At 63.4% G+C, this 20,393-nt stretch carries 25 protein-coding genes; 12 read left to right on the plus strand and 13 right to left on the minus strand.

Features of this window, described 5'->3' with window-relative positions; all coding sequences use genetic code 11:
* Position 1 precedes the first annotated feature (1 nt).
* The 9 genes from ccmI to ccmA are packed head-to-tail and all read right to left on the minus strand — an operon-like array spanning position 2 to position 7,117.
* Positions 2 to 1,228, minus strand: coding sequence for a c-type cytochrome biogenesis protein CcmI (gene ccmI, locus AC2VNO_RS07035; RefSeq protein WP_486933473.1), 1,227 nt, complete (start codon positions 1,226 to 1,228; stop codon positions 2 to 4).
* On the minus strand, positions 1,225 to 1,698 hold the full coding sequence (locus AC2VNO_RS07040; protein ID WP_486933474.1) for a cytochrome c-type biogenesis protein: 474 nt from the start codon (positions 1,696 to 1,698) through the stop codon (positions 1,225 to 1,227). The genes ccmI and AC2VNO_RS07040 overlap by 4 nt, the downstream gene beginning before the upstream one ends.
* A complete protein-coding gene (locus AC2VNO_RS07045) occupies positions 1,689 to 2,219 on the minus strand; it encodes a DsbE family thiol:disulfide interchange protein (RefSeq protein WP_486933475.1) in 531 nt (176 codons plus the stop codon). Before AC2VNO_RS07045 ends, AC2VNO_RS07040 begins: the two co-directional genes overlap by 10 nt.
* Positions 2,216 to 4,240 (minus strand): heme lyase CcmF/NrfE family subunit, encoded by a 2,025-nt coding sequence (locus tag AC2VNO_RS07050; protein ID WP_486933476.1) that lies wholly within the window; start codon positions 4,238 to 4,240, stop codon positions 2,216 to 2,218. Before AC2VNO_RS07050 ends, AC2VNO_RS07045 begins: the two co-directional genes overlap by 4 nt.
* A gap of 12 nt (positions 4,241 to 4,252) precedes the next feature.
* Positions 4,253 to 4,765: a cytochrome c maturation protein CcmE gene (ccmE, locus tag AC2VNO_RS07055; protein ID WP_228578858.1), complete on the minus strand. Its 513-nt coding sequence runs from the start codon at positions 4,763 to 4,765 to the stop codon at positions 4,253 to 4,255.
* The gene (ccmD, locus tag AC2VNO_RS07060) at positions 4,755 to 4,994 is read right to left on the minus strand and encodes a heme exporter protein CcmD (RefSeq protein ID WP_228578857.1); all 240 of its coding nucleotides are present in this window, start codon (positions 4,992 to 4,994) and stop codon (positions 4,755 to 4,757) included. The genes ccmE and ccmD overlap by 11 nt, the downstream gene beginning before the upstream one ends.
* Positions 4,994 to 5,734 (minus strand): heme ABC transporter permease, encoded by a 741-nt coding sequence (locus AC2VNO_RS07065; RefSeq protein ID WP_228578856.1) that lies wholly within the window; start codon positions 5,732 to 5,734, stop codon positions 4,994 to 4,996. The genes ccmD and AC2VNO_RS07065 overlap by 1 nt, the downstream gene beginning before the upstream one ends.
* Positions 5,735 to 5,748: 14 nt before the next feature.
* Entirely contained in the window at positions 5,749 to 6,486 is a 738-nt protein-coding gene (gene ccmB / locus AC2VNO_RS07070; protein ID WP_486933477.1) for a heme exporter protein CcmB, read from the minus strand.
* Positions 6,473 to 7,117: a cytochrome c biogenesis heme-transporting ATPase CcmA gene (ccmA, locus tag AC2VNO_RS07075; protein WP_486933478.1), complete on the minus strand. Its 645-nt coding sequence runs from the start codon at positions 7,115 to 7,117 to the stop codon at positions 6,473 to 6,475. Before ccmA ends, ccmB begins: the two co-directional genes overlap by 14 nt.
* 198 nt (positions 7,118 to 7,315) lie before the next feature.
* Here ccmA and AC2VNO_RS07080 point away from each other — a divergent pair, with 198 nt between their 5' ends.
* From AC2VNO_RS07080 to AC2VNO_RS07125, 10 genes are all read left to right on the plus strand, one after another.
* Positions 7,316 to 7,801 (plus strand): LexA family protein, encoded by a 486-nt coding sequence (locus tag AC2VNO_RS07080; protein WP_486933479.1) that lies wholly within the window; start codon positions 7,316 to 7,318, stop codon positions 7,799 to 7,801.
* A complete protein-coding gene (locus AC2VNO_RS07085) occupies positions 7,801 to 8,421 on the plus strand; it encodes an IMPACT family protein (protein ID WP_486933480.1) in 621 nt (206 codons plus the stop codon). The genes AC2VNO_RS07080 and AC2VNO_RS07085 overlap by 1 nt, the downstream gene beginning before the upstream one ends.
* A gap of 40 nt (positions 8,422 to 8,461) precedes the next feature.
* Positions 8,462 to 10,069 carry a gamma-glutamyltransferase family protein gene (locus AC2VNO_RS07090; protein ID WP_486933481.1) on the plus strand — a complete coding sequence of 536 codons (1,608 nt, stop codon included), beginning with the start codon at positions 8,462 to 8,464 and terminating at the stop codon, positions 10,067 to 10,069.
* Between the two features lie 506 nt (positions 10,070 to 10,575).
* On the plus strand, positions 10,576 to 11,307 hold the full coding sequence (locus AC2VNO_RS07095; RefSeq protein WP_486933482.1) for an iron-containing redox enzyme family protein: 732 nt from the start codon (positions 10,576 to 10,578) through the stop codon (positions 11,305 to 11,307).
* A gap of 121 nt (positions 11,308 to 11,428) precedes the next feature.
* Positions 11,429 to 12,883 carry an aldehyde dehydrogenase family protein gene (locus AC2VNO_RS07100; RefSeq protein ID WP_486933483.1) on the plus strand — a complete coding sequence of 485 codons (1,455 nt, stop codon included), beginning with the start codon at positions 11,429 to 11,431 and terminating at the stop codon, positions 12,881 to 12,883.
* A gap of 43 nt (positions 12,884 to 12,926) precedes the next feature.
* On the plus strand, positions 12,927 to 13,406 hold the full coding sequence (locus AC2VNO_RS07105) for a GlcG/HbpS family heme-binding protein (protein WP_010630074.1): 480 nt from the start codon (positions 12,927 to 12,929) through the stop codon (positions 13,404 to 13,406).
* A gap of 131 nt (positions 13,407 to 13,537) precedes the next feature.
* Entirely contained in the window at positions 13,538 to 14,554 is a 1,017-nt protein-coding gene (locus tag AC2VNO_RS07110) for a 2Fe-2S iron-sulfur cluster-binding protein (protein ID WP_486933484.1), read from the plus strand.
* Between the two features lie 30 nt (positions 14,555 to 14,584).
* Positions 14,585 to 14,923 carry a 2Fe-2S iron-sulfur cluster-binding protein gene (locus AC2VNO_RS07115; protein ID WP_486933485.1) on the plus strand — a complete coding sequence of 113 codons (339 nt, stop codon included), beginning with the start codon at positions 14,585 to 14,587 and terminating at the stop codon, positions 14,921 to 14,923.
* An 11-nt stretch (positions 14,924 to 14,934) separates the two neighbouring features.
* Entirely contained in the window at positions 14,935 to 15,741 is an 807-nt protein-coding gene (gene nadX / locus AC2VNO_RS07120) for an aspartate dehydrogenase (RefSeq protein ID WP_486933486.1), read from the plus strand.
* Between the two features lie 81 nt (positions 15,742 to 15,822).
* Positions 15,823 to 16,113: a DUF1330 domain-containing protein gene (locus tag AC2VNO_RS07125; RefSeq protein ID WP_486933487.1), complete on the plus strand. Its 291-nt coding sequence runs from the start codon at positions 15,823 to 15,825 to the stop codon at positions 16,111 to 16,113.
* Between the two features lie 92 nt (positions 16,114 to 16,205).
* Here the strand turns inward: AC2VNO_RS07125 and AC2VNO_RS07130 are convergent, their stop codons facing one another.
* The 4 genes from AC2VNO_RS07130 to AC2VNO_RS07145 form a co-directional block, all read right to left on the minus strand.
* Positions 16,206 to 16,865: a GntR family transcriptional regulator gene (locus tag AC2VNO_RS07130; protein WP_486933488.1), complete on the minus strand. Its 660-nt coding sequence runs from the start codon at positions 16,863 to 16,865 to the stop codon at positions 16,206 to 16,208.
* A 151-nt stretch (positions 16,866 to 17,016) separates the two neighbouring features.
* Positions 17,017 to 17,322 (minus strand): hypothetical protein, encoded by a 306-nt coding sequence (locus AC2VNO_RS07135; protein WP_486933489.1) that lies wholly within the window; start codon positions 17,320 to 17,322, stop codon positions 17,017 to 17,019.
* Between the two features lie 69 nt (positions 17,323 to 17,391).
* The gene (locus AC2VNO_RS07140) at positions 17,392 to 18,225 is read right to left on the minus strand and encodes a creatininase family protein (protein ID WP_486933490.1); all 834 of its coding nucleotides are present in this window, start codon (positions 18,223 to 18,225) and stop codon (positions 17,392 to 17,394) included.
* A 151-nt stretch (positions 18,226 to 18,376) separates the two neighbouring features.
* Entirely contained in the window at positions 18,377 to 19,033 is a 657-nt protein-coding gene (locus AC2VNO_RS07145; RefSeq protein ID WP_486933491.1) for a GntR family transcriptional regulator, read from the minus strand.
* Positions 19,034 to 19,208: 175 nt separating this feature from the next.
* Here AC2VNO_RS07145 and AC2VNO_RS07150 point away from each other — a divergent pair, with 175 nt between their 5' ends.
* Positions 19,209 to 19,787 carry a chromate transporter gene (locus AC2VNO_RS07150; RefSeq protein ID WP_486933492.1) on the plus strand — a complete coding sequence of 193 codons (579 nt, stop codon included), beginning with the start codon at positions 19,209 to 19,211 and terminating at the stop codon, positions 19,785 to 19,787.
* Positions 19,784 to 20,314 carry a chromate transporter gene (locus tag AC2VNO_RS07155; protein WP_486933493.1) on the plus strand — a complete coding sequence of 177 codons (531 nt, stop codon included), beginning with the start codon at positions 19,784 to 19,786 and terminating at the stop codon, positions 20,312 to 20,314. The genes AC2VNO_RS07150 and AC2VNO_RS07155 overlap by 4 nt, the downstream gene beginning before the upstream one ends.
* The last annotated feature ends 79 nt before the right edge of the window (positions 20,315 to 20,393 follow it).

The following is a 20,393-nucleotide window of genomic DNA, read 5'->3' on the forward strand; positions in this document are numbered from 1 at the left end:
GCTACTCGATGACGCGGTCGATCACGACCTCCACGGGGTCGCCCTCGACGTCGCCCACCGGCACGCCTTCCAGATCGCCATACATGTCGCCTGTTTCGGGCGTGGTACCGCCGCTCTTGGTAACACGCACCAGCAGGCGCACCTCGTTGACCTGCGACAGCATCGCTTCACTGGACATAGCGTGGCGGTCGTCGATGATCAGGGTCGTCGGCAGATCGCCAAGGGTAACCCGGGCCACCGCCAGCGGGGGCAGCTCGCCCTCCATGTCGCGGGCGACGATGAACACGCGGGTATCGTCGTCGAGCAGTCCTTGCAGACGCTCGTCGAGACTCACGCTGAGGTGGATACCGGGGCCCTGGGACACCGCTGCCTGCTCGTCAGGCACCACGCCCATGCGCTGCTGGGCGATCTGGATGCCTTCACGCAGCGCCTGGGCGGAGCTGGAATCGGACATGCCGGCGACGGCGCGGCGCCAGTGCTCGACCGCCTGCTCGTAGTCGCTGCGATCGAAGGCGTGCACACCCAGCATACCGAAGATGGTCGGCTCGCTGGGGTTGCGCTGCAGCGTTTCGTCGACCAGTGCCTGGACCTCTTCCGTCAGGGTGCGGTCGGCCATGAAGAACTTGAGCTGCGCCTTCTGCGCCAGTAGCGAACTGGCACGCCCTTCGATGGCTATCAGGTTCTCCAGTGCATGCAGTGCCGCCTCGCCCTGCCCCGAGTCGCGATAGATCGGATAGAGCGTGGCCCAGACGTTGGGGTTGCTCGGCTGGCTTTCGGCCTGCTGCTCGAGGCGCGCCAGCAGTGTGGGCAAGGAGTCGCTCTCCTGAAAGGCGTTGAACAGGGCGAGATCGCCCTCGGCGCCGTTCTGCTGATACCAGAGCACGCTGCCGACGGCCACGGCCAGAGCCACCACCGGGACGAGAAAACGCCCGGCGGCAGGCGAATGGAGCGGCCGACGCTCCAGCCCCTCGGTATCCTCGAGCAGGCTGCGGTCGAGATCGAGGCGGTCCTCTTCGAAGCGCGCCTGGTCGATGTCGCCGCGCTCGAAGGCGGCTTGCAGCGACGCCAGGCGGCGCTGATAGATCGCTACGTTCTGCTCGGCGGACTTGTCGTGAGTCTCGAAGTCGAGCTGGGCATCGTGCACCAACCGTGCCCGGCGCAGCGGTGCCACCAGGAGCCACAGGGCGGGTAGCAGCAGGAGCGCAAAGGCGAGCCATAGCTGAATCATTCTGTTCTCCCGCGATTGATCAAAGCGTCGAGACGGGCACGCTCTTCGGCACTCAGCTCACGGGCCGAGGCGTTGCGTCGCGCGCGGACTACCAGCGCGACCAGAATGCCGCCGGCCAGTACCAGACCCGCCGGCAGCCCCCAGAGCAGGAAGGTTCGACCTTCGAGACGCGGGTTGTAGAGCACGTAGTTGCCGAACCTATCGACCATGTGATCACGGATTTCCATATCGGCGCGGCCATCCATGAGCATTTGATATACGCGCTCGCGCATGTCGCCGGAAACCGGAGCGTCGGAGTCGTTGATGGCCTGGTTCTCGCAGGTGGGACAACGCAGCGAGGCAGTCAGGCTTCGGTAGCGCTGCTCCATCACCGGGTCGTCGAATTCACGCACCTCGATGGCGCCGGCCTGTAGGGTGCCCGCCATCAGCATCATCAGGATGCCGACCAGGGCCAATCGAATCACTGCCATTTCTGCACCTCCGGCAGGATGTGTTCACGAACGTCACTGGCCGAGATATAGCCGGTGTGGTGATAGCGGATGATGCCTTCGCGGTCGACCAGGAAGGTCTCCGGCGCACCGTATACGCCCAGCTCGAAGGCCAGCTCGCCGTCGGGATCGAAGATATTCACCTCGAAGGGGTTACCGAAGTCCTGCAGGAAACCGAGCCCCTTCTCGCGGGTGTCCTTGTAGCTGATGCCCACCATGCGAATGCCACGGGACGCCAGGTCGAGCAGTTGCGGCATTTCGCGCTTGCACTCGGGACACCATTCACCCCATACGTTGACCAGCGTGACTTCGCCGTTGGCCAGCAACGAGCGATCGACGCGACGCTCGGGGTCCTCCAGCGTCACCATGTCGAACGCCGGGAATTCGCGTGCCATCAGTGCCGAGTCGCGATGAAACGGATTCAGCGAGAGCCCCTGGTAGAGAAACAGGGAGAGCCCCAGAAACCCGATCAGCGGTAGTAGCAGTAGCAAGCGCCGGGTCATGCGGTCGCCTCCTGCCGATCGTCTTCCGCCTTGGCGCCGCGGGCGGCGGCGGCATCTTCCGGGTCCTGGGCGGTGGCCAGGCGCCGGTAGCGCTTGTCGGCCACGGCCAGCACACCACCGGCGGCCATCAACAGTCCCCCCAGCCACAGCCAGCGCACGAAGGGCTTGTACTGCACCCGCATGGCCCAGCTGTTGTCACCGAGGTCTTCACCCATGGCCACGTAGAGGTCGCGGAAGAAGCCCGGGCGCAAGGCCACCTGGGTCATGGGCATGCCGCGGGCGAGATAGAGACGCTTTTCGGGATTCATGGTGAAGGTGCGCCGGCTACCGTCGCGCTGTACTTCAAGCACTGCGCGATCGGCCAGGAAGTTCGGGCCGCGACGACTGGTCAGCTCGGTCATGGTGAAGGTATAACCTGCCACGCTGACGCTGTCGCCGACGCCCATGCGCACGTTGCGCTCGATGTTGTAGTTCGACACGATCGCCACACCGACGATAGTCACCGCCACGCCCAGATGACCGAGCTGCATGCCCCAGTAGGCCAACGAGAGCTTCTTGAGCCCGGCGCCAAACGAGCTGGCGTGACGCGTCTTGTCGAACAGGTCGCGGAACATCGGCAGCACGATCCACAGCGCAGCGATCAGGCCGATCGCCACCGGCGCGCTCCAGCGCTCGGCAAAGATCAGCGGCAATGCCATGCCCAGAACCAATGCCACGGCAGCGGCAATCCACAGGCGCTGGATCAGCAGCTTGCTGCTGGTGTCTTTCCAGCGCGCCACCGGGCCCATGCCCATGAAAACGCACATGATCAGCGTCAGCGGCACGAACAGGGCGTTGAAGTAGGGAGGGCCCACACTGATCTTGCCGAGGTCGAGCGCATCCAGCAGCAGCGGATAGACGGTACCCATCAGCACGGTAACGGTGATGATCACCAGCATGATGTTGTTGATCATCAACAGCGCGTCGCGGGACAGCCAGCCGAAGCTCACCTTGTGACTGACGCGTGGGGCACGCAGAGCGAAGATCAACAGCGACAGGCCCACGGTGATGCCAAGCAGCATCAGGATGAAGAAGCCGCGTGAGGGATCGTTGGCAAAGGCGTGCACCGAGGTCAGGACACCGGAGCGCACCAGGAAGGTGCCCAGCAGCGACAGCGAGAAGGTGGTAATCGCCAGCAGCAGGGTCCAGCTCTTGAACGAGCCGCGTTTTTCGGTCACCGCCAGTGAGTGCATCAGCGCGGTCCCGGTCAGCCAGGGCAGCAGTGAGGCGTTCTCGACCGGATCCCAGAACCACCAGCCGCCCCAGCCCAGTTCGTAGTAGGCCCACCAGCTTCCCAGCGCAATGCCGACGGTGAGGAAGGCCCAGGCCAGATTCGTCCAGGGACGCGCCCAGCGCGCCCAGGCGGCATCCAGGCGACCGCCGATCAACGCGGCGATGGCAAAGGCGAACACCACCGAAAACCCGACGTAGCCCATGTAGAGCATGGGCGGATGCAGGATCAAGCCGATGTCCTGCAGCAGCGGGTTGAGGTCGGCGCCGTCCTGGGGCATCTGCGGCAGCAGACGGTCGAACGGGTTGGATGTGACCAGGATGAACAGCAGGAAACCGACGCAGACCATGCCCAGCACGCTGATGACCCGGGCCACCATGTCCCGTGGCAGCTCGCGGGAATAGCGCACGGCAAAGTAACCCCAGCCGGCCAGCATCAGGCTCCAAAGCAGTACCGAGCCTTCATGGTTGCCCCATACGGCGCTGAACTTGTAGTACCAGGGCAGCATGGAGTTGGAGTTGTTGGCCACGTTGACCACGCTGAAGTCGTCCAGCATGTAGCTGGTCGTCAGCGCCGCATAGGCAATGGCAACGAACAGGAACTGTCCGGCCGCCATGGGTCGGGCATAGGCCATCCACAGCGGTCGCCGCAGGGTGGCACCGGCCAGCGGCACCACCGATTGCACCACGGCGAACAGCAGTGCAATCACGAGGGCGAAGTGGCCGATTTCAGGGATCATCTCAATCTGCATGGAAACTCCGGCTCAGTACTGGCTTGCGCCTTCTTGCGCCTCGCCCTCTTCGATGCGTTTGGCCACCTTGGCAGCCTTGGCCTGGAAGTCGGCGGGTGAATAGCCGGCCGCCTCGAGCGCATCGGCTACCTCGGGCGGCATGTAGTTTTCGTCGTGACGCGCCAGCACCTGATCGGCCTTGATATAGCCGCCCTGCTGAAGCTGACCCACCACCACCACACCCTGCCCTTCACGGAACAGGTCGGGAAGGATACCACTGTAGTGGACGCGCACGTCCTCGACATAGTCGGTGACGGTGAATTCGACGTCCAGACTGTCCGGGTTGCGATGCACACTGCCCTCCCTGACCATGCCGCCGGCGCGGATCTGACGTTCGTAAGGCGCGTCGCCGGCGGCGATCTGGATCGGACTGAAGAACAGGTTGATATTGGCCCGCAGCGCGTAGAGCGTCAGCCCCACGGCAATCGCCGCGAGTGACACCAGGCCGAGGAACATGAACAGCTTTTGCTTACGTTTAGGCGTCATTGGTGCACCCACCCTTGCTAGTTTGAATCGGTTGTGGCGCGGCGGAGCGTCCGCCCTGGCGCGCTTCGCGGCGAACCCGACGCTGCAGCTGACGCAACAGCTGGCGGCGCTCGGCGCGAGCATGAAAGACGATGCCCAGCAGCAGGGCCAGGGTCAGCCCCCAGGCCGACCAGACGTAGGGCGCATGCCCGCCCATGGCGAGCAGCTCCTGAAAGGTGTCGAAAGCCATCAGTTCACCTCCTCGGCCAGCTCACGCACCCAGTGCTTGTTGGACTCACGGCGCAGAATCTCGCTGCGCGTGCGGGTCAGCACCAGGGCGATGAAGAAGCTGTAGAAACCCAGCACCATGATCAACAGCGGCAGCCACATCTCCATCGGCATGGCGGCACGCCCGGTAATGGTGAAGGTGGCCGGCTGGTGCAGGGTGTACCACCAGTCCACCGAGTACTTGATGATGGGAATGTTGATGACACCCACCATGGCCAGCACCGAGGCGGCGCGCGAGGCGCTGTCGCGGCTGGAGAAGGCACCGCGCAGGGCGATGACGCCAAGGTAGAGGAACAGCAGGATCAGCATCGAGGTGAGGCGGGCATCCCACATCCACCAGGTGCCCCAGGTCGGCACTCCCCATACCGCCCCGGAGAACAGCGCAACGAACGTCATCGCGGCGCCCAGCGGGGCCATCACGGTGGCCGCCATGTCGGCGATCTTGATCTTCCAAACCATGAACACCAGCCCCGTCATCGCCATGGAGACGAAAATCGACTGGGCCAAGAAGGCGGCCGGCACGTGCACGTAGATGATGCGGAAGCTGTTGCCCTGCTGGTAATCGGCAGGCGCGTAGGCCAGCCCCCAGATCGTACCGGTGCCGATGAGGATCAGCGCCGCGGCCCAGAACCACGGCTGCAGCCGGGCGCTGATGGCGTAGAACCACTTGGGGGAACGCAATTTATTTATGAAGGCCCACATGGCTCGTCAACCTCTCAACCGTTGATACTGATGCGCAGCGACGCCGCGATCGCCAGCGGCGCAAGACTCAAGGCCAGCGCCAGCAGCGCGCCGAGAATCGCCAGATGCGCCAGAACACCATCACCGAAGATGGCGGCCTGGACGGCCCCGGCACCGAAGATCAGCACCGGGATGTAAAGAGGCAGCACCAGCAGCGAGAGCAGTACGCCGCCGCGGGAGAGCCCCACCGTCAGCGCCGCTCCGATGGCACCGATCAGGCTGAGACTGGCGCTTCCCAGCGCCAGCGAAATGGCCAATACCGCATAACTGCCCGCAGGCAGTGCCAGCATGACCCCGAGTACCGGCGCCATCAGCGCCAGGGGCAAACCGGTAAGCAACCAGTGCACGGCCACCTTGGCCAGGGCGAGCAGCGCCAGCGGGTGCGGTGTCAGTAAAAGTTGTTCGAGCGAGCCGTCGTCGTAATCGGCTCGGAACAGGCTATCGAGAGACAGCAGGGCTGCCAGCAACGCCGCCACCCACAGCAGGCCTGGCGCGATGGCGGCCAGCAACGCCGGATCGGGGGAAATTCCGATCGGGAACAGGGTGATCACGAGGGCGAAGAAAACCAGTGGATTGAGCACTTCGCTACGCCGCCGCAGCAGCAGTACCAGGTCCCGCTTCAACGTTGCCCACACTGCGACAGCGAGCCCGCTGCGAGGTTCCTCGCGAACCATCTCGACCCGCTTGGGCAGGGAGCTTTCAGATAAATTCATCGGCCCCTCCCCCGCCCAGACGAATACGGCGCAGCTCGGCGCAGGGCGTCAGCTCGTGGTGGGTGGTGACCAGTACGCAGCCACCACGGCGGGCGTGCTCTACCAGACGCTGCTCGAGTGCCGCCACGCCGTCACGGTCGATGGCGGTGAAAGGTTCATCGAGCACCCACAGCGGACGCGGCGTGAGGATCAAGCGAGCAAGGGCCACGCGGCGCTGCTGCCCGGCGGAGAGCTGGCCGGCCGGCACGTCCTCGAAGCCGGCCAGGCCGACCTCCTCCAGCGCTTCCAGGCGTGCTGCCTCGCTCAGCTCGTGCCCTGCCAGGGCCTGGTACCAGGCGAGGTTCTCCAGCGGCGTCAACGCCGCCTTGACCCCGGGCGCATGGCCCAGATAGAGCAGATTCGACAGAAAGGATTCACGGGACTCACGCATGGGCAGATCATCCCAGAACAGCTCGCCTTCATAGTCGGCCAATTGACCGGAGAGAATCTTCAGCAACGTGGTCTTGCCACTGCCGTTCGGCCCCTCGACGCGCACGATTTCGCCCGCTCGGATATCCAGGTCCAGATCCCGGAACAGCCAGCGGTCGTCACGTTCGCAGGCCAGGCTTTGCGCTTGTAGACGCAGGCTCAACGGCACTCTCCAGGAATGGTAAATTCGTAAGAAATGCTACACTGAATGGCTTTTAGCTGCTACCGATCCAGGTGCGTCACGGCGCCACCCTTGCCCCAGGTCAAGGCAGCTTCATGCGCATGGAACTTGCCAGTCACGCGACGCCTGATATGATGCCAAGTACCTGTACATTTCAACAGGGTCGCAAAGAGGGGGGAAATGCCAATGCCAACACCTTCCATGCACTACCTGTACCGTCTTCCCAACCTGCCCATCGAAAACTCCTGGGCGAGCGTCGACGCCACCGACCTCGTCGAGGTGCCCCTTCTGGGAGACGTCTCGGCAGGCCTGCCCATCGAAGCCTGCCCCAGCGGTGGGGCCATTCACGCGCCCGCCTGCATGGTGCGCCGTAACACCTACGCCCTGCGCGTGCGCGGCGATTCGATGATCGACTGCAACATCTTCGATGGCGACGTGATCATCATCGAGCGCCAGGAAAGCGCCGAGAACGGCGAAACCGCCGTGGTGTTGATCAACCAGCAGGAAGTGACGCTGAAGAAGCTCTATATCGAGAAGAACGGCGTACGCCTGCAGCCGGCAAACGAGAACATGGCGCCGATCTACCTGAAGAACAGCGACATCCAGGTATTGGGCATGGTGATGGGCGTGGTGCGTCAGCAGGGCGGCACCGAGCTGACCCACTGATGCGCTACCCGGTACCCGACCTGCCGGCAGGCACCTGGCGGGAACATGTGACCGAAGTGGAAAAGAGCCGCTTCATCGCCTGGCTCTGCCATGCGCCCGACATTGCCGCCTTCGATGCCCTGCTGGCCGCAGCGCGGCGCGCACACCCCAATGCCAGCCATCACTGCAGCGCCTACATTGCCGGCCCGCCCGGCGAGCAGAACGCCATCGGCTTCTCCGACGACGGCGAACCCGGCGGTACGGCCGGTCGCCCCATGTTTCAGGTGCTGGAAGGCGCCGGGCTGGGCCAGGTAGGCTGCGTGGTGACGCGCTATTTCGGCGGCACCAAGCTCGGCACCGGCGGCCTGGCCCGCGCCTATTCCCAGGCGGTGGCCCGAGGGCTCGATGCGCTACCGCGCAGAGAAGTGGTCGAGCGCACCGTGCTGATGCTCCAGGTCGACTTTGCCGGCGAAGCCGATGCCCGCGCCTGGCTGGAGAGCCAGGGCGCCCCGGTCGAGGCCGCCGATTACGACAGCGAAGGCGTGCGACTCAGCGTGGGCTGGCCGAGCGATGTCGACGTGGACCTGAGGGCACTGGAATCCCGGCTACGCGGCCGCCTGGTCCTGCTCGACGCGCCGTGAATGCCCGACACTCCATGAAGCGGATCACACGAGGCTTCGCATGACTTTCGACCCCCATTACTACCCTTCCCCCTCGCGCCGCATGGCCACCTACGGCCACCGGGGCATGGTCGCCACCTCCCAGCCCATGGCAGCTCAAGCGGGTATGGAGGTCCTCAAGCAGGGCGGCAACGCCATAGATGCCGCCATTGCCATGGCCGCCGCGCTCACGGTGGTCGAGCCCACCGCCAACGGTATCGGCGGCGATGCCTTCGCCTTGGTATGGAGCGAAAACCGCCTTCACGGGCTCAACGCCAGCGGCCCCTCGCCGCAGTCGATCTCCCGCGAGGCCGTGATCGGCATGGGGCACGATGAAATGCCGCAGTTGGGGCCGTTACCGGTCACCGTGCCCGGAGCACCTGCCGCCTGGGCGACGCTTTCAGAGCGTTTCGGCCGCCTGCCCTTCGCCGCCCTGATGGCGCCGGCCATCGCCTACGCCGAACAGGGGTATGCGGTATCGCCGGTCGCCGGGTTGGCCTGGCATCAGGCCTGGCAGCGCTTCAGCGCCTGCCGGGGGGAGGCCTTCACCCCCTGGTTCGAGCATTTCGCCCCCCAGGGAAGGGCGCCAAGACCAGGAGAGGTCTGGCGCTCCGCTGCCATGGCCGCCACCCTGAGCGCTATTGCCGAGAGCCGGGCCGAAGCCTTCTATCGCGGCGAGCTTGCCGAGCAGATGGACACCTTCATGCAGCGCCACGGGGGCTTCCTGCGCTCAAGCGATCTTGCCGCCTATAGGCCTGAGTGGGTCGAGCCGGTCAGCGTGGGCTACCGCGACCATGAGATCTGGGAAATTCCGCCCAACGGCAGCGGACTGATCGCGCTGCAGGCGCTGGGCATGCTCGAGACCCTCGGTGCGCCTCCGCGCGACCCGGTCGAGCTCCTCCACCAACGCATCGAAGCCACCAAACTGGCCTATGCCGATGGTCTGCACCACATCAGCGAGCGCAGCGCCATGAAGACCGGCCCCGCAGAGCTGCTGGACACGGCGTATCTGCGAGCCCGCGCCGGCCTCATCGATCGCGACGCCCTGAAACCGACCCACGGCAACCCCCACAAGGGCGGCACCGTTTACCTTGCCGCCGCGGACAGTGACGGCAACATGGTGTCGTTCATCCAGAGCAACTATGAGGGCTTCGGCTCGGGCATGGTGGTGCCGGGCACGGGGATCAGCCTGCAGAACAGAGGGCGCTCGTTCTCGCTGGCAGCCGACCATGTCAACGCCCTGGCTCCGGGCAAGCGCCCTTACCACACCATCATTCCCGGCTTCATCTCGCGTCACGGTGAGCCCGTGGGGCCGTTTGGCGTAATGGGCGGCTTCATGCAGCCTCAGGGTCACGTGCAGGTGGTGACTGCCATGCTCGATGATCAGCTCAACCCCCAGGCCGCGCTGGACCTGCCGCGCTGGATGTGGACTCACGACACCACCGTTCAGGTGGAACCGCACTTCCCCGACCATCTGGCCCAGGCGCTGGCGCGGCGTGGCCACCGTATCGTCAAGGCCGTCGATTCACTGCCCTTCGGTCGCGGCCAGATCATCTTGCGCGACCCTGCTAGCGGCACCCTTTGCGGCGGCACCGAGCCGCGTACCGACAGCGCCGTCCTGCCCTGGTAAGAGAGCGGGCCTGCATCGAGCAGGCCCGCTCTCTCGGCACCGGTTCTCTCTCGCACCGCCGCCCTCTCGCATCGCCCTTCTCTCATCCCCCCTCGCGCGCGCCTTTCCCAACTGCCCCTTTGCTCTTCTCCAGTGGCAACACGGTCACCATTCAGCATGAAACTTTGGTATACCATCCTGTTTGGTATACCGAAAACTTCCATCAGCCGACCTGCCATCGCCGGACCCAGACGTCACCAAAATATAGAAAATTTCTTTTAATTCATTTGCTTGTTTGGATATCAGGTCTGTCCGAAGCGATGCTCACGACTCGAGCACGAGAAATTGACCTAGGTCATAAAAAGCCTTGACAGGGTGAGTGAGTGGAAATTAGGCTGCCTACATGGCTTTTGGTATACCATGAGCCATCCAGAAAAAGCCCGGCCAATCTCCGGGCCCACGATGGCAAACAACAAGAGCGCGGCCTGGCTAGGCGGCGTACCGGCAACGAAACAGGAGTCCTCCCCATGGCACAGTTGATGAACCGCGACGAATTCCGTACCGCTCTGGAAGACGCCATCAAAGGCAAGAGCGCCAACAAGGCACCGTTCAGCGTGGCCTGGGCCAGCGGCAAGCTGTCTCGCGAGCACCTGGCCAAGTGGGCCGAGAACCATTACCACTATGTCGGCCCGTTCGCCGACTACCTGGCCTACATCTATGCAAACACCCCGGAGCAGTTCAAAGAGGCCAAGGACTTCCTGCTGCAGAACATGTATGAGGAAGAGCTGGGTGGCGATCGTCACACCGACCTGCTGATCCGCTTCGCCGAGGCCTGCGGCACCACCCGTGAGCGCGTCGAGGATCCGGACAACATGTCGCCCACGACTCGCGGCCTGCAGAGCTGGTGCTACGCCGTGGCCATGCGTGAACACCCGGTCGTCGCGGTAGCGGCGCTGGTCGTCGGCCTGGAGTCCCAGGTGCCGTCCATCTACCGCAAGCAGACCCCGACCCTGCGCGAGAAGTACGGCTTCACCGACGAGGAGGTCGAGTTCTTCGACCTGCACATCGTCTCCGACGAGATTCACGGCGAGCGTGGCTACCAGATCGTGCTGGAGCATGCCGACACCGTAGAGCTGCAGCAGCGCTGCCTCAAGATCTGCGAGATCGGCGCCCAGATGCGCCTGCTTTATACCACCGCGCTGTACTACGACTACGTCGCCAGCGACCTGCCCATTACCGAACTCGACATGGCCGCCTGAGCCCGTCGCACCACGTCATCTGCCGACCCTGGTCGGCAGATGACACGACACCAGCGAGTGGACGCAGTCCAGCAGTGACAGTTCAGCGACGACAGCCAGCGACGACAAAGAGGTAAGCGTCTTGGATAACGCAATCCAGTTTCTCAACTACATTGACGGTCAGTGGATCGCGGGCGCTTCGGGGGAGACCTTCGAAAACCGCAACCCGGCCGACCAGGACGACCTGCTCGGACGGTTCCAGGCCTCCACGGTGGAAGATGCCCGCCAGGCCATCAGCGCGGCGGATCGTGCCTTCGCTACCTGGCGCGAGACCCCCATCTCGCAGCGCGCCAAGATCCTCAATCGCGCAGCCGACTACTTGATGGAGAACGTCGAGCAGTTCGCCGAGGAGCTGACCCGCGAAGAGGGCAAGCTGCTCGCCAACAGCCGCGACGAAGTGACCCGTTCGGCCCAGACCCTGCGCTTTTATGCCGTAGAAGGCCAGACCATCACCGGCGAAACCTTTCCTCAGGACGACGCCAAGATGATGGTCTACACCCAGCGCGAGCCGCTGGGCGTGGCGACCATCATCACCCCCTGGAATTTCCCGATCTCGATTCCGGCGCGCAAGATCGCCCCGGCGCTGATCACCGGCAATACCGTGGTATTCAAGCCCTCGTCGGACGCCCCGCTGATCGGCTACCGCCTGGCCGAAGCCCTGCATCACGCCGGCGTACCGGCCGGGGTGTTCAATTTCATCACCGGCGCCGCCTCGTCCATCGGCGAGGAGATCACCGCCAACCCGATCGTCAAGGCGATCTCCTTCACCGGCTCCACCGCAGCGGGCGAGCGCATTCACCGCGCAGCGGCCATGGCCACCCGTACCCAGATGGAGCTCGGCGGCAAGAATCCGCTAATCGTGCTGGCAGACGCCGACATCGACACCGCAGTGGATTTGACCGTGAAGGGCGGTTTTTCACTGACCGGCCAGGCCTGCACCGGCACCAGCCGGGTGCTGATCGCACGCAGCCTGAAAGAAGAGTACCTCACGCGGCTGGTGGAGAAGGTCAAGACGCTGAAGATCGGCAACGGCATGAGCGAAGGCACTCAGATCGGCCCGCTGGCCACCCGCCAGCAGCTCGACACCGTGCTCGGCTACGTCGAGGCGGGCAAGCAGGAAGCCACCCACGTTCATGGCGGCGAACACCTGACAGAGGGCGACTACGCCAAGGGCTTCTATGTGGCCCCGGCGATCTTCAGCGATGTGACCCAGGAAATGCGCATCGCCCGCGAGGAGATCTTCGGCCCGGTGGTCGCAGTGATCGACGTGGACGGCTACGAGGACGCCATCGCCAAGGCCAACGACACGCCCTACGGCCTCGCTGCCGCCCTGGTGACCAACGACATCGGCTATATCCAGCGCTTCCCGCTCGATATTCAGGCCGGCACGGTGAAGGTCAACCGCACCACCACCGGGAATCTGGTCAACGCCCCCTTCGGCGGACTGAAGCAGTCGAGCACTTCCACGTTCCGTGAATCGGGACGCGCCGGGCTGGATTTCTTCACCCAGACCAAGACCGTCTACCTCGGCCGCTGAGCGCGGCATTTACAACGACAACCCTGACGACAAGGTGACACCCATGAAACAGGTTTTCCGACTGGAACTGGAAGAAGCCAAGCTGATGGTGGAGGCCGCCAAGAAGCGCTCCGAGGAGATCGGCGTGCTGGAAACCATCTGCGTGGTGGATGACGGCGGCTACCCGCTGGCACTCGAGCGTATGAACGGCGCCCGTGTCACTGGCCCGCAGATCGCCTGGAACAAGGCATTCACTGCTGCCGGCCACAAGCGCTCGACCCACCTGTTCAACACCGCTCCCAACGGCCCGGCACTGCCTGGCAACGAGGCCTTCGGCATCCAGTGGAGCTTCGAGGGCAAGTTCGCGGTATTCGTCGGCGGCTTTCCCATCGTCGTCGATGGCGAGGTGATCGGCGGTGTGGGCCTGAGCGGCGGCAACGGCGAGCAGGATACCCAGGCCGGTCTGGCCGCCCTGCAGGCGCTCCAGGATCATCTACGCGAGTCCGGCCATGAAGTGGTGGTCGAGGCCGACATCAAGAAGTAAGCCCGGCCGCCATCGGATACGTCGGCAAGCGGCCGCGCCCTTGCCGATCCCCCGGACGACCGGCCAAGCACCGATTTCCGGCAACAACGACAAGACTCTGCCTTGCAACGGGTGCGCTCCAGGAGGCTGCCATGAGCTACCGTATTACTCTCTCCGACACGTCAGAAAGCTTCGAAGCCCAGGCAGGTGAGCCGCTGCTCGAGGCCGCCGAGCGGGCAGGTTTCCCGCTCGCCCACGACTGCCGCTTCGGTGGCTGCGGTGCCTGCCGTGTCAAGCTGGTGGAAGGCACGGTCGAATATGAGGAGTTCCCCTTCGGCCTGACCGAAGAGGAGGCCGAGCAGGGCTATGCCCTGGCCTGTCAGGCGTGTGCCCAGAGCGATCTGACCATCAGTGCCAAACTGCTTCCCGAAGGGTACATTGCGCCTGATTTCCATGTCGCCACCATCGAGCGCCTGGAAAGGCTGAGTCACGACGTCATCCATCTGGAGCTTCGCATCCCCACGGCCAGCGAGGTGGTCTTCCATCCGGGCCAGTATCTCAACGTGATGCTGGATGACGGCAGCCCACGCAGTTTCTCCATGGCATCGCCCCACCGCGGCGAGCTTTTCGACTTCCACATTCGCCGTGTGCCCGGTGGCCATTTCACCGGCCGCCTGGAAACGCACTACCAACCCGGCGACACCCTCGACGTGGAGCTGCCTCACGGCAACTTCCGCTACGACACCGCGAGCCCCCGCGACCTGCTGATGGTGGGCGGCGGCACCGGCCTGGCACCGCTCAAGAGCATCATCGAATCGCTGATGGAAGATCCTGAGCGCCCCAGCATCACCCTTTACTGGGGTGTGCGGCGTGCGGAAGACCTCTATCTGGATGACCAGCTCAAGCGGTGGGCGGAGACGCTGCCCAACTTTCATTACGTACCGGTGCTTTCGGAAGCCGGCCCCGAGTGGCACGGACGTCGCGGTTTCGTCCACGAGGCCGTGTGCCAGGACTTCAACGACCTGAGCGCTTTCGATGCCTACCTGTGCGGCCCGCCGCCGATGATCGCCGCCGCCAAGACGAGCTTTTCCCAGCGTGGTCTCGACATCGAGCGTATCTACGCAGACAGCTTCAACTTCACTCATGAGCTCGAAGGCAGCGTGGCCTGACGCATCACCGGACCCAGCGAGGTAATCGATATGCCGGACATCACTTTCATCACCAACGAAGGCAAGGTGGTCAGCGCCCCCGAAGATTCCAACCTTTTGCGCGTATCGCTGCGCGAAAAGGGCGGCATCCCGTTCAAGTGCGGCGGTGGCCTGTGCGGCACCTGCAAGTGCCTGGTCGAGGAAGGACGCGAGAACACCGATGCCGTGAAGAAGAAGGAAGAAAAGCTGCTCTCGGCCGAGGAACTCTCCCAGGGCTATCGCCTCGCCTGTCAGACCTTCCTCAAGGGTGACGTCAAGGTCTCCTGGGATGAGACGCCCAAGGGGGGTGCTGCCGGCGCTCGCCAGGTCACGCCCAGGGCGGAAGTGTAGGAGTGCCATACATGCTTAACGTTGGACTCATCGGCTATGGCACGGCGGGCAAAGACGTCGCCGACGCCATCCTGAACGGCCAGGCGGGCGACACCCGGCTGGCCGCCGTCCTGGTGCGCGACACCTCCAAGTACGCCGGCACGGCGGCACTAGAGAGCGTCCTGGTCACCGACAGCGAAGAGGTTTTCTTCGCCTGCCGCCCTGACGTGGTAGTCGAAACCGCTGGCCACGCGGCCGTGATCCGCTACGCCGAGACATCGCTCGCCCATGGCTGCGACTTCATGGTGGTGTCGGTCGGCGCCTTCTGCGACCAGGCGCTATATGACCGGGTCATGGCCAGTGCCAGCCGGCACGGCAGACGGGTGCTGGTGCCCTCGGCAGCGATCGCCGGCCTCGACCGCATCGCCGCCGCCGCCCAGGGTCCGCTCGAACGAGTCACCCTCACCACCCGCAAGCCGGTCAAGGCCTGGCGCGGCACTTTCGCCGAGGAAGTGGTGGATCTCGACACGGTCACCCAGCCGACGGTGATCTTCGAGGGCAACGCCCGCGAGTCATCCCGCGTGTTCCCCGAGAGTGTCAACGTCTCTGCGGCGCTAAGCCTGGCGGGCGTGGGCTTCGAGGCCACCGAGGTCCGGGTTCTGGTCGACCCCACCATCGACAAGAACGTTCACGAAGTCTCGGCCAAGGGCCTGTTTGGTGAGGTACGCATCGAGGTGCAGAACACCCCTTCGCCGAACAACCCCAAGACCGGCTATATCGTCGCCATGAGCGTGAGCCGAGCGCTGAAAAATCTTTCCTCACCGCTGGTCATAGGCTAGCCGCTGCGGTTACGCAGCACGACAAGCCGCCAACACCGAGAAAAGAATCGCTTCTTCCCCATATCCTTGAGGAGCTCGAAGATGAGCAAAGCCTACTGGGTCTCTTGCTACCGTGAAATATCGGATTCGACGAAGTATGCCAGCTACATAAAGCTGGCCGTTCCGGCTATCGCTGCGGGTGGCGGCATCTTCCTTGCCAGAGATGTGGCAGCCTTCGCTTATGAGGACGGCCAGCAGGACCGCACCATCATCATCGAGTTTCCCGATTTGGAAAGTGCCCGCGCGACGCACGATGGCGAGGCATACGGTGCAGCGCTTGAAGCACTCGGCGATGGCGCGATCAGAGATATTCGGCTTGTCGAAGGAGTGTGATGGCCAGGGCCTGGCGACGTCTTCGACCGACCTGAGAAACGCGAACCGGGCGCTAAAAAGCGCCCGGTTTCGTTGTGCCTACTTACCTGGCTTCAAACCTGAGAATGGCTCATGTAGGCCTTGCGGGACTTCTCGAGGTGAATCCGGGTAAAGCTCTCGGCCAGATCCTCTTCGCCGCTACGGATCGCGTTCAGCACATCTTGATGCTCACGCAGGGCCGCTTTTGTGCGGCCGGGCACGGCACTACTGAGATTGGAGAAAGCGCGCACGTAGTCCTTGAGATCGACCAGCATCTCGTGGAGCTTGGGATTGCCCGAGGCCCGCCCGATAAGCTCATTGTACTTGACGTTGAGCTCTACCTCGTCGCCACCGCCATTGCTCAGGGCTTCTTCCATCTCGGCCACGAGCTGGTCGATCTCGGCGATGATGGCGTCGTTGACCTTCTGGGCCGCGAGGCGAGCGGCAAGCGACTCGAGCGAAGCCAGGATCATGAATACCTCGAGGATCTCGGCCTGGGTGATCTCGTTGACCACCACGCCCTTACGCGGCACCGTGCGCACGAAACGCTGAGTCTCGAGCCGAAACAGCGCCTCGCGGATGGGCGTGCGACTGATGTGCAGCTTTTCAGCCAGAACCCGCTCGACCAGACGATCGCCCGCCTTGTACTCACCGCGAAGAATGGCGTCCTTGAGATAGGTATAAACCTTGTCACGGATAGGTGAGAGGTCTTCCTGGGTCCAGGTCTCGGCCATTCGGGCTACCTTCGGCAAGCTAGTGTCTGTGGGTGGCCTTACATTTTACCATACCCAGCAAGCACAGCGGTATCTGGTGCACGAAGGGCCAAGACAGGGTGGCATGCCCCACACTCAAAGCGCGAGGATCATTGGCCAAATGGAGAAAACCTCAGTGCAGTGGAGCCTTCTCCAGTCGCGCATCGATGTTGCCGAAGGTCACCAACTGCTTGAGTTCGGCACGCGCCGCCTCGACCGTCTCGAAGCGCTCGAAGAACTTGAGCGGCACGCTGTTGGTCTTGCCGCCTTCGCCGGTCTCGACGATGCTGACGCGGCCCTGATCGCCACTGATTTCGGCAATGGTGAAATCGGCCTTTTTCTTGCCGTAGAAGAAGTACTCATAGGATTCGACAGGCGAGATGCCCTGGCCAGGCCTGGCATCGTACTCGCCCAGCTTGCTTGTCAGGATAATGTACATGTTGATGATCTCTCTTGTTGTGACCGCCGTTGCGTTAACCATCTGCTCGCTCTGAGCGGCAAGATGGCCTCAACCGGCAAGCTCCCGCTCGCCGTAACCCGCCTGAGCCCCGCTTGGCTCGGCCAGCAGCGGCCGCAGTGCCGCCGATAGCTCTTCCAATGCCTCTTCTACGATTGCCTTGCCGATGGCAAGACTCGCCTTGGTGGCATCGCCGATACAGCCGTTACGTGTCATCTCCTCGTAGCGGTAGTAGCCCTGGATGGGGTTGCCGGGGCGCATGCTCTCCCAGCGACCGCCGCTGACGATATCGCCCTTCTCCAGCCGCTCGCGACGCACCAGATGAGGCGCGAGATAATACGCTTCGGAAACTTCACGCTCGCAGCTGTGGCCGAACAGGGGCGAGGTTATGTGCTCTTTCATGGCCTTCTTGGCGGAGGCCGTGGTCTTGGCGTAATAGCACTCCACGCCCAGCTCCTGAACGAAGCTGGCACAGGCCAGACCCAGCGTGCCCTGATTGCCACCGTGACTATTGAGGAACAACACCTTGTCGATGCCGTGACGCTGGAGCGAGACCACCATGTCGCGCAACACGGCCAGCAGCGTCTCGGGACGCAGGCTGATGGTGCCGGGAAAGTTCAAATGGTGCGGCGAAACCCCCATGTTGACCGTTGGCGTCACCAGCACCTGGGGGTGCAGCACCTCGGCGAGGCGCTTGGCCATCTCGGTGGCCAGCACCGCATCGCAGCTCTCGTTCATATGCGGCCCGTGCTGCTCGTGGGCGCCGACGGGCACGATGGCCATCCTGACATGCTGCAGCGCCTCTTCGACCTCCGGCCAGGTCATCTCTGTCAGAACGTAGCTTTCCTTGCGACTTTCCACTCGGCTTTCGATCCGCTTTTCCATCCCGCTCTCCTTCGGCGCCTGCGCGGCGTGTGACGTCATGGCAGGCAGCCGGCTCTCATCAGGGCAAGGCAAGACCTTTGGTATACCATAGACCAACACTAGCCGAATCCCACCGGCGCTGTAAAGCCCTCACGCCTCTCGGGCTGCCCTGCTATCGGCAGCTGCGCATGGCCACTTCGCTGGACAGGGTGATGTGGTCCTCGATCAGCGACCGAGCGCGGCGCGAGTCGCGGGCAAGGGCCAGATCCACCAGCTCCTGATGCTGTGAGTCGAGCTGGTGGCGCAACTCCTGGGCGCGCGGCGCCACGCGCCGATAGCGGTCGAACTGATCGTGAAGCTGCGAGATGAAGCGCAATAGCCAGGCCGAGCCGCATGGCGCCACCAAGGCATTGTGGAAGCGCGAATGCAGATGCTCCCACTCCACTACTGGGGTGTGGGCATTGGCCTTGGAAAGTCGATGGTTGGCTGCCAGCAGCTGAGACTCCCACTCCTCGTCGCCACGCAGGATCGCCAGCTCGAGTGCCATGCCCTCGAGCTGGCGGCGCATCTCGGTGATATCGGCGAGTTCGTCCTGGGAGAGTTCCAGCACGCGAAAGCCGCGCTGATTTTCCTGGCGCAGCAGGCCGTAGGCTGCCAGTCGATTGAGTGCTTCGCGCAGCGGACTCAGGCCCACCTCATACGTATCCCGTAACAAAGCGATCGATAGCCGCTCCCCTGCACGGTAGCGGCCATTGAGCAAATCCTGGCGCAGAGTTTCGTAGATCCTGCTGGCAGCAGTGGCGCTGCCCTGCTTGAGCGGGTTGGCCATGGCGTGACTCCCTTCGTTTTTTGGAATTTGGTATACCGGTCTTGACGAAGTGGCTTTCTGCAACCTAATCTAGGTCAAATAATCGATTATTTCTAGAAAAAATACAAATCGGTCTTATACACTATGTTGTTTTTCAAGAAATAATCATTGATTTCAGACAAGGACACCCACGGACATGACGCCATCGCAACAGGGCAAGCTGTTCTTCTCCTTTCTCCGAATCGGCCTTCTAGGCTTCGGCGGCGGCCCTTCGATGATCCCTTTGGTACACCAGGAAGTGGTCAAACGGCACGGCTGGATGGAGGACGAGGAGTTTGCCGACATCCTGGCCATCGCCAATACCTTGCCCGGGCCCATCGCCACGAAGATGCCCGGCTATATCGGCTTTCGTGTCGGCGGAGCGCTTGGCTGTGTCAACGCGATCTTGGCCGTGATCCTGCCGATGATCATCGTCATGATTCTGCTGCTCGGTCTTTTCAGCCGCTATCGGGACGTAGGCTGGATATACGGCATGAGCCAGGGAATGGTGCCGGTGGTGATGGTAATGATGGCCCAGCTCGCCTGGGATTTTCTGAACAAGTCACGCCTGGCACTGGGCTGGAGCGTCAGCTTGCTCATGGCGGGTGCGGCAGGCGGGCTGATCTATGGGCTCGGCGTGCACCCGGGGCTGGTGATCGGCGCCCTGCTGGTCGCCGCCATGCTTCCCCCCCTGACCAAGAGCAAGAGCAAGACGTCCGGGGAGGCGACACGATGATCTACGCACAGCTTTTTCTCGCCTTCTTCATTCCCAACATCATCGGCTACGGCGGCGGGCCCGCCATCATCCCGCTGATCGAGGCCGAGGTGGTGGGGCGCTATGGCTGGATGAACGCCCAGGAATTCGCCGAGGTACTGGGGCTGGGCAACGCCTTGCCCAGCCCGATCGCCACCAAGATGGCCGGCTATGTCGGCTATGAAGTGGCCGGCGTCGGTGGTGCTGTGGTGGCCGTCCTCGCCACGGTGGTGCCCACGCTGCTGCTGATGCTGGGCGCCCTGGGGCTGCTCTATCGCTATCGGGATTCGCCGCGGGTCAAGCGCATGAGCCAGTGGGTGCGCCCTGTCATCGCCATCATGATGGCCGCCCTGGTGCTGAGCTTCTTCGCCGAAGGGCTGGCCGGTGCGGGGCTCATCCACACCCTGATCATAGCGGCCATCTCGGCCATCGCCCTGTTCCGTTTCAAGGCGCACCCCGCCCTCGTGGTGGTCGGCGCCCTGGCCTATGGCGGCTTGATGCTGGGTTAGCCCGGCTAACGATTCCTCATGGATAGCCACTCTCGACACAGGAGAAAAAGATGCGACGAAACACGACCTGACCAGACTC

The organism is Halomonas sp. TH-94 (assembly GCF_057473365.1).

Coding starts and splice junctions, on each gene's coding strand:
- AC2VNO_RS07050 (WP_486933476.1), bottom strand. CDS start 4,240: ATGCAGATTGAGATGATCCCTGAAATCGGCCACTTCGCCCTCGTGATT.
- AC2VNO_RS07080 (WP_486933479.1), top strand. CDS start 7,316: ATGCCAATGCCAACACCTTCCATGCACTACCTGTACCGTCTTCCCAAC.
- ccmB (WP_486933477.1), bottom strand. CDS start 6,486: ATGAATTTATCTGAAAGCTCCCTGCCCAAGCGGGTCGAGATGGTTCGC.
- AC2VNO_RS07095 (WP_486933482.1), top strand. CDS start 10,576: ATGGCACAGTTGATGAACCGCGACGAATTCCGTACCGCTCTGGAAGAC.
- AC2VNO_RS07090 (WP_486933481.1), top strand. CDS start 8,462: ATGACTTTCGACCCCCATTACTACCCTTCCCCCTCGCGCCGCATGGCC.
- AC2VNO_RS07130 (WP_486933488.1), bottom strand. CDS start 16,865: ATGGCCGAGACCTGGACCCAGGAAGACCTCTCACCTATCCGTGACAAG.
- AC2VNO_RS07135 (WP_486933489.1), bottom strand. CDS start 17,322: ATGTACATTATCCTGACAAGCAAGCTGGGCGAGTACGATGCCAGGCCT.
- AC2VNO_RS07145 (WP_486933491.1), bottom strand. CDS start 19,033: ATGGCCAACCCGCTCAAGCAGGGCAGCGCCACTGCTGCCAGCAGGATC.
- ccmI (WP_486933473.1), bottom strand. CDS start 1,228: ATGATTCAGCTATGGCTCGCCTTTGCGCTCCTGCTGCTACCCGCCCTG.
- AC2VNO_RS07045 (WP_486933475.1), bottom strand. CDS start 2,219: ATGACCCGGCGCTTGCTACTGCTACTACCGCTGATCGGGTTTCTGGGG.
- ccmE (WP_228578858.1), bottom strand. CDS start 4,765: ATGACGCCTAAACGTAAGCAAAAGCTGTTCATGTTCCTCGGCCTGGTG.
- AC2VNO_RS07040 (WP_486933474.1), bottom strand. CDS start 1,698: ATGGCAGTGATTCGATTGGCCCTGGTCGGCATCCTGATGATGCTGATG.
- nadX (WP_486933486.1), top strand. CDS start 14,935: ATGCTTAACGTTGGACTCATCGGCTATGGCACGGCGGGCAAAGACGTC.
- AC2VNO_RS07085 (WP_486933480.1), top strand. CDS start 7,801: ATGCGCTACCCGGTACCCGACCTGCCGGCAGGCACCTGGCGGGAACAT.
- AC2VNO_RS07065 (WP_228578856.1), bottom strand. CDS start 5,734: ATGTGGGCCTTCATAAATAAATTGCGTTCCCCCAAGTGGTTCTACGCC.
- AC2VNO_RS07140 (WP_486933490.1), bottom strand. CDS start 18,225: ATGGAAAAGCGGATCGAAAGCCGAGTGGAAAGTCGCAAGGAAAGCTAC.
- AC2VNO_RS07115 (WP_486933485.1), top strand. CDS start 14,585: ATGCCGGACATCACTTTCATCACCAACGAAGGCAAGGTGGTCAGCGCC.
- AC2VNO_RS07155 (WP_486933493.1), top strand. CDS start 19,784: ATGATCTACGCACAGCTTTTTCTCGCCTTCTTCATTCCCAACATCATC.
- AC2VNO_RS07105 (WP_010630074.1), top strand. CDS start 12,927: ATGAAACAGGTTTTCCGACTGGAACTGGAAGAAGCCAAGCTGATGGTG.
- ccmD (WP_228578857.1), bottom strand. CDS start 4,994: ATGGCTTTCGACACCTTTCAGGAGCTGCTCGCCATGGGCGGGCATGCG.
- AC2VNO_RS07125 (WP_486933487.1), top strand. CDS start 15,823: ATGAGCAAAGCCTACTGGGTCTCTTGCTACCGTGAAATATCGGATTCG.
- AC2VNO_RS07150 (WP_486933492.1), top strand. CDS start 19,209: ATGACGCCATCGCAACAGGGCAAGCTGTTCTTCTCCTTTCTCCGAATC.
- AC2VNO_RS07110 (WP_486933484.1), top strand. CDS start 13,538: ATGAGCTACCGTATTACTCTCTCCGACACGTCAGAAAGCTTCGAAGCC.